The organism is Fictibacillus terranigra, assembly GCF_030412265.1.
GTDB classification, from domain to species: domain Bacteria; phylum Bacillota; class Bacilli; order Bacillales; family Fictibacillaceae; genus Fictibacillus_C; species Fictibacillus_C terrinigri.
The window spans coordinates 276,024-286,330 of the sequence record NZ_JAUHLN010000004.1; the positions used below are offsets into that span (position 1 = coordinate 276,024).

General features: G+C 42.5%; 10 protein-coding genes. 6 read left to right on the forward strand and 4 right to left on the reverse strand.

Annotation, left to right across the window (positions count from 1 at the left end):
* Nucleotides 1–21: 21 nt before the first annotated feature.
* On the forward strand, nucleotides 22–2,184 hold the full coding sequence (locus QYF49_RS19370) for an FUSC family protein (protein WP_290401238.1): 2,163 nt from the start codon (nucleotides 22–24) through the stop codon (nucleotides 2,182–2,184).
* Here QYF49_RS19370 and QYF49_RS19375 read toward each other — a convergent pair.
* Nucleotides 2,178–2,615, reverse strand: a complete 438-nt coding sequence (locus QYF49_RS19375) for a hypothetical protein (RefSeq protein WP_290401239.1) — start codon at nucleotides 2,613–2,615, stop codon at nucleotides 2,178–2,180. The genes QYF49_RS19370 and QYF49_RS19375 overlap by 7 nt on opposite strands.
* A 246-nt stretch (nucleotides 2,616–2,861) precedes the next feature.
* Here QYF49_RS19375 and QYF49_RS19380 point away from each other — a divergent pair, with 246 nt between their 5' ends.
* From QYF49_RS19380 to QYF49_RS19400, 5 genes are all read left to right on the forward strand, one after another.
* A complete protein-coding gene (locus QYF49_RS19380; RefSeq protein WP_290401240.1) occupies nucleotides 2,862–3,806 on the forward strand; it encodes a dipeptidase in 945 nt (314 codons plus the stop codon).
* Nucleotides 3,807–3,859: 53 nt separating this feature from the next.
* Nucleotides 3,860–4,672: an alpha/beta fold hydrolase gene (locus tag QYF49_RS19385; RefSeq protein WP_290401241.1), complete on the forward strand. Its 813-nt coding sequence runs from the start codon at nucleotides 3,860–3,862 to the stop codon at nucleotides 4,670–4,672.
* A gap of 85 nt (nucleotides 4,673–4,757) precedes the next feature.
* Nucleotides 4,758–5,519 (forward strand): alpha/beta hydrolase, encoded by a 762-nt coding sequence (locus QYF49_RS19390; RefSeq protein ID WP_290401242.1) that lies wholly within the window; start codon nucleotides 4,758–4,760, stop codon nucleotides 5,517–5,519.
* Nucleotides 5,520–5,823: 304 nt separating this feature from the next.
* Complete coding sequence (locus QYF49_RS19395) at nucleotides 5,824–7,185, forward strand: aspartate kinase (RefSeq protein ID WP_290401243.1); 1,362 nt, start codon at nucleotides 5,824–5,826, stop codon at nucleotides 7,183–7,185.
* 114 nt (nucleotides 7,186–7,299) lie between these two features.
* Entirely contained in the window at nucleotides 7,300–9,099 is a 1,800-nt protein-coding gene (locus tag QYF49_RS19400) for a GmrSD restriction endonuclease domain-containing protein (protein WP_290401244.1), read from the forward strand.
* Between the two features lie 37 nt (nucleotides 9,100–9,136).
* Here QYF49_RS19400 and QYF49_RS19405 read toward each other — a convergent pair whose 3' ends face one another.
* Genes QYF49_RS19405 through QYF49_RS19415 form a run of 3 tightly spaced genes read right to left on the reverse strand, consistent with a single transcriptional unit; the run spans nucleotide 9,137 to nucleotide 10,169 of the window.
* A complete protein-coding gene (locus tag QYF49_RS19405; protein ID WP_290401378.1) occupies nucleotides 9,137–9,571 on the reverse strand; it encodes a hypothetical protein in 435 nt (144 codons plus the stop codon).
* Nucleotides 9,572–9,589: 18 nt separating this feature from the next.
* Nucleotides 9,590–9,940: an ASCH domain-containing protein gene (locus tag QYF49_RS19410; RefSeq protein ID WP_290401245.1), complete on the reverse strand. Its 351-nt coding sequence runs from the start codon at nucleotides 9,938–9,940 to the stop codon at nucleotides 9,590–9,592.
* A 31-nt stretch (nucleotides 9,941–9,971) separates the two neighbouring features.
* Nucleotides 9,972–10,169, reverse strand: coding sequence for a YwbE family protein (locus tag QYF49_RS19415; protein ID WP_290401246.1), 198 nt, complete (start codon nucleotides 10,167–10,169; stop codon nucleotides 9,972–9,974).
* Nucleotides 10,170–10,307: the final 138 nt, after the last annotated feature.

Genomic DNA, 10,307 nt, shown 5'->3' on the forward strand with positions numbered 1-10,307 from the left:
TTCTGCGGGAAGGGGGTCCATATGAGGTATTGGCACCGTTTGCTCGCTTCGGATCCTGGCCGGAAGCGGTTAAGGACGGCGAGCAAAGTGACGCTGAGTGTGATCAGTTCGGTAATGGTCATGCTGATTATCATCCTATATGCCGGTGGACAGGTCACGGCTGCTATTTTTGCAGGTGTCGTTGGCATGATGGGCATTCTTGTGGTTAACGATGACACGGAAAAAGAAAAGAAACTGACGACGGTTCTGCTTGCACTCTCGAGTGCGTGTTCCCTCACGATCGGTTCTTGGCTGGCCAAATGGGGAATGGCCGCTGATTTATTTTTGCTGCTTGTTGTGTTTTTGGCTCTTTACCTTCAGCGCTTTGGCAGCCGCTACTTTTCAATCTGCATGATCGCTTTCATGTCCTTTTATTTTGCAACGCTTCTTAAAGTTGATTTCACACAGGTTCCATGGCTCTTCGCTTCGATTCTGACGGGAATCTTATTTGCCTATTTCTACAACTTTATCCTCATTCATGACAAGCCGGAAGAAGTTTTAAAACGGTCCATGGCTTCATTTCATATTCAGGCAAATTTAACCTTGAACCTTGTTATTGAGATTGTCAGGGATATTAAAATGGACAAGCAGAGATTGTTAAACCTCGACCGGAATGTGAAAAAACTTGGAGATTATGCTCGCGTCGTCTCCAATGAGCTTGGCACGACAGAACCAGGGGAAATTTGGCCGGGGCTAAGCACGAGTCAGCTTCGCCTCTACATTTTTGATACCGCAATGCTGATGGAAACGCTGTCGCCGTCCATACGGCGTTTAAAAGAGCATCGTGCGCTTGAAAACCATGCGATACGTTCCTCGCTGCTGCAAGTTATACAATCCATTCGCGAAGCTGAAGTGCTCAACAGGGAACAGGTTCATTATCTGGAAAACGCAGCAGCCAGTTTGCAGACTCTTCGTGAGCTGCTTTGGACCTTGAACCCGGATGAGGATAATGGGGAATGGCTTTACTTGATCCGCCGGATTGAGTCCATCGCCAACCATATTATTGATGGCGCCTTCGGCCTTCAGCAGTCTCTCCAGCAGGCGAATGAGCATCATATCGGCCAGCGGACGGAGGAGCAAGAGAATGACGAACAAGAAGAGCAGGATGAGGAGTATGGAATCCGCCCGACGACCAAGAAGGCCATTCAGGCTCTGATTGCGGGAGGTTTATCCATCGTTCTCGGGCATATCTATTCTCCAGCTCATCAATATTGGATTTTATTGTCCTGTTTTGTTGTTCTTCTTGGTACGGAGACTGTCGGCCGTACACTCGTGAAAGCAGTACAGAGGAGCATAGGAACGTTTCTGGGGGCGATTGCGGGGTTCATTATCGCTATGTACCTAACCGGCATCCAGGATATTGTCATGTTGTTCATTTGTGTTTTCCTCGCTTTTTACCTGCTGCCGATCTCTTATACGCTGATGATGTTCTGGATCACGATGCTGCTGGCATTAATGTATGATATCCTCCTTGGCGGCATCAACCAGCAGTTAATGATCGCACGTGTTATTGACACTGTTGCCGGGGTAGGATTGGGATTTGCAGTATCTGCCCTCATCTATCCGCACCGGACACGGGATAAGGTGACTACTTCGACGGTTGAATATTTGAATTCGCTAAAGGAATATGTGAACAACTATATTGACCGGTTCAGTGAGAAACATACAGCTTTTAACCTTGCTGACCTTGCATTGGAGCTCGATCAGCTGCTGGAGACGTTAATCGAGGACGCAAGCCCTTTATACAGAGGGTGGTTTGGCCGTTCGGGCATACAGCAGCAGCTAACGGTATTAACGGCCATTAATTTTTACGCCAAGCATCTCACGGCTTCTTCTACAAGAAAAAGCCAGCTGAATACGGACGAGAGGTTTGAGGATCTGTTAAACCATGTTCAGCGCTCACTGACGGAAAATATTGATGCACTGTCCGCGGCGGTAAGGGGAGAGGGGCAGGCGCGAATTGTCAATCTGGATGAAGAACGGAGACAGGTGGAGCGCCTGCCGGAAAAATCCAAATCCAATGATCATGAATTGCTCAACCATCTCCGCCTGCTGCATAATGTCCATTATATCTGGCGGATCAATGAGTCGATCGTATATCTGGCCCGACAGCTTGGTGCGGAGCCGAAGAGCAAAGATCAGTGACAGGCGAGATAACGGGACGATGCACAGCTTTGGCAGGTTTTCTGATCGAAGCGCTGTTCTGGGGGGAATTTAACGCTGCAGTATTGGCAAGTCCGATACTGCTTTTTTCGTAAACGAATCGTTGTAATCAATGTGTTTAATATTCTCTCATGCCGTTCCTCCCTGCTGCTTGTTTCCAGGGCCTCCCATTTGATCAGCTGCCGTTTTACCATCGAGGGCGCGTGCCGAGAAGGATCTGTCTTTTTCATAGAATGATAGCCGAATTGCAAGCCGTCCTCATCTCGGCAGATAAAAAAGACCGGGTTTTCTTCGCAAAATCCTTCAACGGTAAACAAGTAGGTTTTTAGGGCATGATCCTTTTTTATATCAATTTTTTCCTGATGGATGAGGCGGGACAGCCAGCGAACCGCCTGCGCCTTAGTAGATTTCATACACCATTTCCTTTCTTTCTCAGATTATAAAGCATATGGAACAAAAGAACTAGATAGTTATTAGATAATTTCGGCATATTAAGCCAAAACTCCTTTATCTCCAAAAAAATAACAATATTCCTCATTTTTGTGTGAAGAAACAGGGAATATTGACCTATTCCAAGCAATAAAAATAGAGGGAAGGCAGGAGGAGACCGGCGTTTAAAAGAAGTAAATACATACGGAATTAAACAAAAGGAGTTAAACATGGAGATCATCGACTTTCATTGTGATGCATTATTAAAACTGTATGAAGGAAAAGGGAAGCTTAAGTTTGCAAATTCACCCGAGCTGGAAACGAATAAGGAGCGGCTGAAAAAGGGGCAGGTAAAAGTGCAATGCTTTGCCATTTTTATTGAGCCAGAGATTCCATCCGACCAGAAGTTCCAGGCAGCGCTAGGCCAGGTAGATTACTTTTATAAAGAGGTGCTGGGAAAAAATCCGGAGATAAAGCACATACGCAGCTGGGAGGAATTTAACGGAGTTCAGGACGGAGAAATTGGTGCGATGCTGACTCTGGAAGGGGTAGACGCTATTGGAAATGATCTTTCCAAGCTGCATATCCTCCATCAGCTAGGTGTACTTTCTGTCGGATTAACATGGAATACGGCGAACCTGGCGGCTGACGGAGCCGGAGAGCCCCGTGGCGGTGGCCTTACCCTGTTTGGAAAAGAGGTGGTTCACTTCCATAACCAGCATCAGATCCTCACCGACGTTTCCCATTTAAGTGAGATGGCTTTCTGGGATGTTCTGGACATCGCGGATTATCCGTTTGCCAGCCATTCCAATTCCAAAGAACTGTGTGACCATCCAAGAAATCTAACCGATGAACAGGCAAGTGCCATGTTTGAAAAAGGCGGAACGATCCATGTCGTATATAATCCCCCTTTTATTAATCAGGAACAGACAACAGCTTCTATTTCTGACCTTATCAAACACATCGATCGCTTTTGCGCACTTGGCGGAGTGCGGCAGATTGGCTTGGGCTCTGACTTTGATGGGATCGCCAATTTTGTCACTGGTTTGGAGAACGCGTCCAAAAGCCAGAACTTGATCAATGAATTGCTTAAGCACTATACCGAGGATCAGGTGAGGGGATTTGCATTTGATAACTTTATGAATCACCGGCCGAATGTGAGAAAAGTAAAGTGATAACTTCAAGCTGATGATAGGATAAAGCCCATTTAGGGAAGGGAGCGAGAGGCATGCCTTTTACGAAGATTGAAGATCAGGTAGAACTCTTTTATGAAGAACGGGGAACGGGAAGGCCTGTAATATTTATCCATGGTGTATGGATGAGCAGCAAATTTTTTCATAAACAGCTTTCTGCTGCTTCTAAGCATTACCGAACCATCGTGCTGGACTTAAGAGGCCATGGCAGCTCCTCGATGGTTCATCATGGACACACGATCGCTCAATACGCACGTGATCTAAACGCTTTTATTCAAAAGCTGGATTTGAAGAATGTCGTATTGGCAGGCTGGTCGATGGGGGCATTTGTGATTTGGGATTACCTACAGCAATTTGGTGAAAACAGCGTAAAAGGCACAGTTATTATTGACGAACTCGCTTCTGATTTTAAATGGCCTGATTTCTCGATCGGAGCGTTTGATCTGCCTGCACTGACACAGTTTATGAGAGACGTTCAGAATAACCGTAGGGCAGTGCTTGAAGGGTTTGTACCTCTCATGTTCAAAGAGGAACTGTCCAAGGACGATTTTTCCTGGATGATGGAGGAAGTTACAAAAATGCCGGAGTCGATTGCAAGTGCCACATTGTTCGATCAATCGATTGTCGATTACCGAGATTTTTTAAGTGAAATTAAAAAACCAACATTGCTTTGTTTTGGAAGAGAAGAAAAGCTTATACCTGTAGCTGCGGGTGAACATCTGCACGAGAACATACCTAATTCCCGGCTGGAGATCTTTGAGCAAAGCTGCCATTGTCCATTTCTTGAAGAAAGTGAGAAATTCAATAGTGTGCTCGAACAATTTGTTGGATCATTGGACGATTTCTGACTTTGAAAACAAAAAGAAAGCAGGACTCACGCCCGTTTAAACGAAGTGTAAGGTGTATAAATCCCTTAGATGGAAGGTGATTTCTGTGGAAGACAGAGCATTGCAGTATCCGGTCTTGAAAGATGCACAGCCGTTTTATTTTGAAGGGAGCCATGTGGGTATATTGGTTTCGCATGGCTTTACAGGTTCTACACAGAGCATGCTGCCGCTCGGCAGGGCTTACGCTGAAGCTGGCTATACCGTATGCGGCCCCAGACTGAAAGGGCATGGCACTCATTATGAGGACATGGAACAGAGCAATTACCAGGACTGGGTGGCTTCTGTGGAGGAAGGCTATCAATGGCTGAAAGAACGCTGTGATACGATCTATGTAACCGGGCTTTCCATGGGTGGCACTTTAACCCTCTATCTAGCTGAAAAATATCCAGAGATTAAAGGGATTATTCCCATTAATGCGGCGGTAGAGATTCCAGAGATGGAGCCGTTAAAAGATGCAGCTGAGCCCCGGTTTCTGGACGCGATTGGTTCAGATATCAAAAAAGAGGGTGTTCTAGAACTTGCCTATGAAAAAACACCGGTTCAATCGGTTAAGGAAATTTTAAAGCTGATGGAGGAAGTCAAGGATCAGCTTGACCGGATAACGTGTCCTGCCTTCATTTTCGTTTCGGAGGAAGATCATGTTGTTCCGCCTCTCAATTCTCAGTTAATCTTTGAACGAATTTCTTCTGAGGATAAAGAACTGTTTTATATGAGTGACAGCTATCATGTGGCAACGCTTGATCATGATCAAGAGGCTATTATTGAAAATACCCTTGCCTTTATTCAAAGGCAGCTTGGTAAATCATAAGCAGAAGCCAGCTTTTAAGCCGGCTTCTTTTTTATCGTACAAAGGATAAAATAAAGTGGGGTTCTGTCGTGGAATACTGACAGAACCTTACTTTATTTCCCCTGTTCTATGAATATTCCCTCGGAAATAATCGAAAAACCACAAATATTGCTCGGGATTACAAGGTAATACTCGAAGGTATAGTATTTTTAGAGAGGACATTTGTTTCTTCTGTGTGGAAAATACCCTTGCATCTTATACTGAAACGCGCAATAATAGTAACTAAAATTTACCGGTTAAATTCTAACAGTAGGGGATGTTAAAAATGAAGGTAGTGAAATTCGGAGGATCATCTTTATCGTGTTCAGAGCAGGTCGAAAAAGTGTTTAATATTGTCGTTTCAGATCCCGAACGCAAAGTAGTCGTGGTGTCAGCTCCGGGAAAGCGGTTTGCTGAAGATACGAAAGTAACGGATCTTTTAATAGAATGTGCTGCAGCTTATCTTCAAGGAAGAGAAGATCATCATGCGTTTCAGGCTATTATCGACCGATATGAAAGCATTGCTGAAGGGCTTAAGCTGCCGGGGGGAACGGTGGTTGAAATTAAGTCAAACCTTTTGGAATTGTTGAACGGAGACCGCAGTGATCCGCAGAAATATATGGATGCTGTTAAGGCGACCGGAGAGGACAGCCATGCCAGGCTGATTGCTGCCTACTTTCAGCATAAAGGAGTAGAGGCCCATTATGTTAACCCTAAGGAAGCAGGCCTTCTTGTTACCGATGAGCCCGGGAACGCCCAGCCGCTGCCGGAAACCTATGAATCTCTTTATCGGCTGAGAGAGCGGGAAGGCATTGTCATTTTCCCCGGGTTTTTTGGCTTTAACAGAGAAGGAGAAATTGTTACCTTTTCACGCAGTGGTTCAGATATTACGGGTTCCATTCTGGCGAGCGGCATAAAGGCTGCAGTCTATGAAAATTTCACGGATGTGGATGCCGTTTATTCTGTAAACCCTTCGATTATTAACCGTCCGAAGGAAATCACTGAAATTACCTACCGTGAAATGCGGGAACTGTCCTATGCCGGTTTTTCCGTGTTTCATGATGAAGCGCTCATGCCGGCCTTTAAAGCAGGCATACCGGTGAATGTGAAGAACACGAACCAGCCGGGGAAGCCGGGGACTATGATCGTAAAAGAAAGAGAGCTGGCCAATGGCCCTGTGATCGGTATTGCCAGTGATGAAGGCTTTTCCAGCATTTATGTCAGCAAATATCTTTTGAACCGGGAAATTGGGTTTGGCCGCAAGCTTCTTAGCATCCTCGAGGACTTTCATCTGTCGTTTGAGCACATGCCATCAGGTATTGATGACATTTCCATCATTTTAAGGCAGGAACCTCTCAATCAAACGGTGGAGGAACAGGTTGTGCAGCGGATTAAAGAAGAGCTTCAGGCAGACGACGTTAAGGTAGAACGTAATTTGGCACTTATTATGATGGTAGGCGAAGGAATGAGAGAAAGTGTAGGTACGGCGGCCCGTGCCTCTACAGCCTTAGCCAGAGCCGGGGTTAACATTGAGATGATCAACCAGGGATCTTCAGAGGTAAGCATGATGTTCGGTGTAAGAGTGAGTGATGAAAGAAAAGCCGTTCAGGCGCTGTATGAGGAGTTTTTTGCCGGTGTAGCGATATGAATTATGTAAACAGAACCAGGCTATTGGTTCTGTTTTTCTTTCATTGAGATTTTTAACAAATAAGTAGGGGTACAGAAAAAGTGATGTAGTAAATAAAAAAAGGAGGGATTATATATGACAAAGTATGTTGTAAACAACAGTTCAATAGATGTAATTATGGGTTGGATAAAAGGAGGAGAAATTGCCATACCAGAAATTCAAAGACCTTTTGTATGGCCGGCAAGCAAGGTTAGAGACTTAATGGATTCACTCTATAAAGGGTATCCTGTTGGATATATTATTACATGGAGAAATCCGGATACGAAATTAAAAGATGGTACAACCTCTACAGGGAAAAAAATATTAATTGATGGTCAGCAAAGAATAACAGCTATTACAGCTGCTTTATTAAGTATGGAAGTTGTGGGTTCCGATTATAAAAAGAAAAAAGTAAAAATTGCTTTTAATCCAATTGAAGAAAGATTTGAGGTATTAAATCCAGCTATAAAAAAGGATTCTGAATGGATTGATGATATATCCTCTTTTTTTATAAGCGGTTTTAATTATTTTGATTTTATACAAAATTACTGTAGTACAAACAATATTAATGATTATAATAAGATTGGTCAAATTATTAACAGGTTAATAGAAATAAGGCATAGTAACCTAGGAATAATTGAATTATCTCATGAACTCGATATTGAAACAGTAACTGAAATATTTATACGAATAAACTCTCAAGGTGTGGTATTAAGCCAAGCTGATTTTGCTATGTCTAAGATTGCAGTGAGTGAAAAATATAATGGGGTATTAATTAGAAAAGTAATAGATTATTTTTGCCACTTAGCAAAAAATCCTGCGGATTATTCTACAATACAATCAAATGATACAGAATTCACTGCTTCACCCTATTTTGAAAAAATTAAGTGGATCAAGGACCATCATGAATCTCTCTATGTCCCAGATTATTCCGATTTAATTCGAGTAGCATATACATATAAATTTTTTCGAGGAAAGTTATCAAATCTCGTTAGTTTATTATCAGGAAGAGATTTTGAAACAAGAGTATATAAAGAAGATATTGCTGAAGCTTCTTTCCAAAAACTGGAGGAGGGAGTGCTAGGTTTTATTAATGAAACTAATTTTAAAAGGTATTTGATGATAGTAAAATCAGCTGGAATAATAAATAAAAGCCTTATTCGATCTCAAAATACTTTGAATTTTGGTTATATCTTGTATTTATTGCTAAGAGATAGGAAAATTGACTCTGCTGTAATTAATAAAACGGTTAGAAAATGGATTGCTTTATCTATGTTGACTGGCAGATATTCAGGTTCACCAGAGTCAATGTTTGAATACGATGTTCGACGATTTAATAGTTCTAATAATGTTGAGGACTATGTTAAGAATGTGGAAGAAGGAGAATTATCAGAAGCATTCTGGAACAATATTTTAATTACTCGTTTAAATACATCAGTGGCAAGCAGTCCGTATTTTAATTTATTTTTGATTTCCCAAATAAAATATGGAGATAAAGGGTTTCTTTCAAAAAATATAGAGGTGCGGCATTTAATAGAAGAACGTGGAGACATACATCACATTTTCCCTAAAAAGTACCTGCAAAGAAATGGTTATACCGCTCGAAATCAGTATAATCAAATAGCCAATTACGTTTATACTCAACAAGAGATTAATATTACTATAAAAGATCAACCTCCAAAAGATTATATAGCTAAAGTGTTGCAGCAAAGTCAAGAAGGGGCTGAATTAAAGTATGGAGAAATTAGTGGTAAAGTACAACTTTTAGATAATTTAAAAGTTAATAGTATTCCTGCTCAAATAATTGACATGGATATAAAAAATTATGATGAATTCCTTTTTTTACGAAGAAAGCTTATGGCTAATAAAATAAAAGAATATTATTTTGCACTGTAACAAAAAAGCTGTTTCTAGTTGGAAACAGCTTTTTTCTCTACCATAAAACGGGCTTGGCCACCATGAACCAAAGCATAGCCATCATGAGGACAAGGTAGATCCATATGGCTTTTTTCAGTTTGGTAATCAGAGGATTCCTTTGTTCTTCAAGGTCCTTAAATCTTCTGATGGTCGGTGAAAAGGCTCTCGCGAGAAAATAGAGCGAGCAGATTAATATAATCATTGTCGTCAGCAGCCAGGGGGTTGTCCAGGAACGGTTCGTAATAAGTACGAGGAGCACACCGCTCACCACAAGGATATGTCCAGCATGCTTGGCAAGCCGGACCGCTGCCTTGAAGGAGTCTAAGTACGCCTCTTCGCTGCCGGGTCCTGCTGACCTCAGCTTCTTTAATAAGGGAAGCAGGATAAAGAAGGGGCCGACTGACAGGATCACACTGAAAATATGAATATAAAGCAGTACACGATAAGTTATGTTCATAGGGAGCTGTAACTAATCTTCGAGGGCGCGGAATTCATGAACCCATACTCTCATGTGCGGCAGCCAGGGCATCCCCGGATGGATGGAGAGTATGGAATTTTTATAGCCTTCCACATCATCAAAGCCTTCCTGTTTTGCATGTTCGTCTGTTAACTCACCAAGCGACTGGGAGTATACATTTTCAACAACAAATTTTGACCCTTTAAGTTCCATGATTTCTCCGATGTCTGCATATCTGCCATTGCGGCGAGTCGCTGTTTTTTTCCCGGCAAGTACTTTTTCCACATCGTCTGGAATGGTGACTAATTGTTCGATTGTACATGTTTTTGGCGGGAGCCCGCTATTTTTCATTTGATTGCTCATGTCGGTTCCTCCTAGTTCGAAGCGGATATTTTTATTCGCTCAGAATATCCTTTACTCTGCCCACTTGTCCATCTTGAAGCCGTACTTTAATTCCATGCGGATGGAAAGCAGCATTCGTCAGAATATCCTTCACGATGCCGTTTGTGAGCTTGCCGCTTCTCTGATCTTGCTTTAAAACGATATTAACTTCCAGTCCTGGAGAGATGTCTTTCCGGTTCTGCCCATTCACTGTAAACACCTCCTGCAGTCCATATTCCTTTGAATTATACCATTCTTTCCGTAAGTGAAGGTGTATTTGAAGGTTCAAATTATTTAATAAATTGTTCGGACAAGGTATGATTAAGGTGGTAAATAATACATATTATTA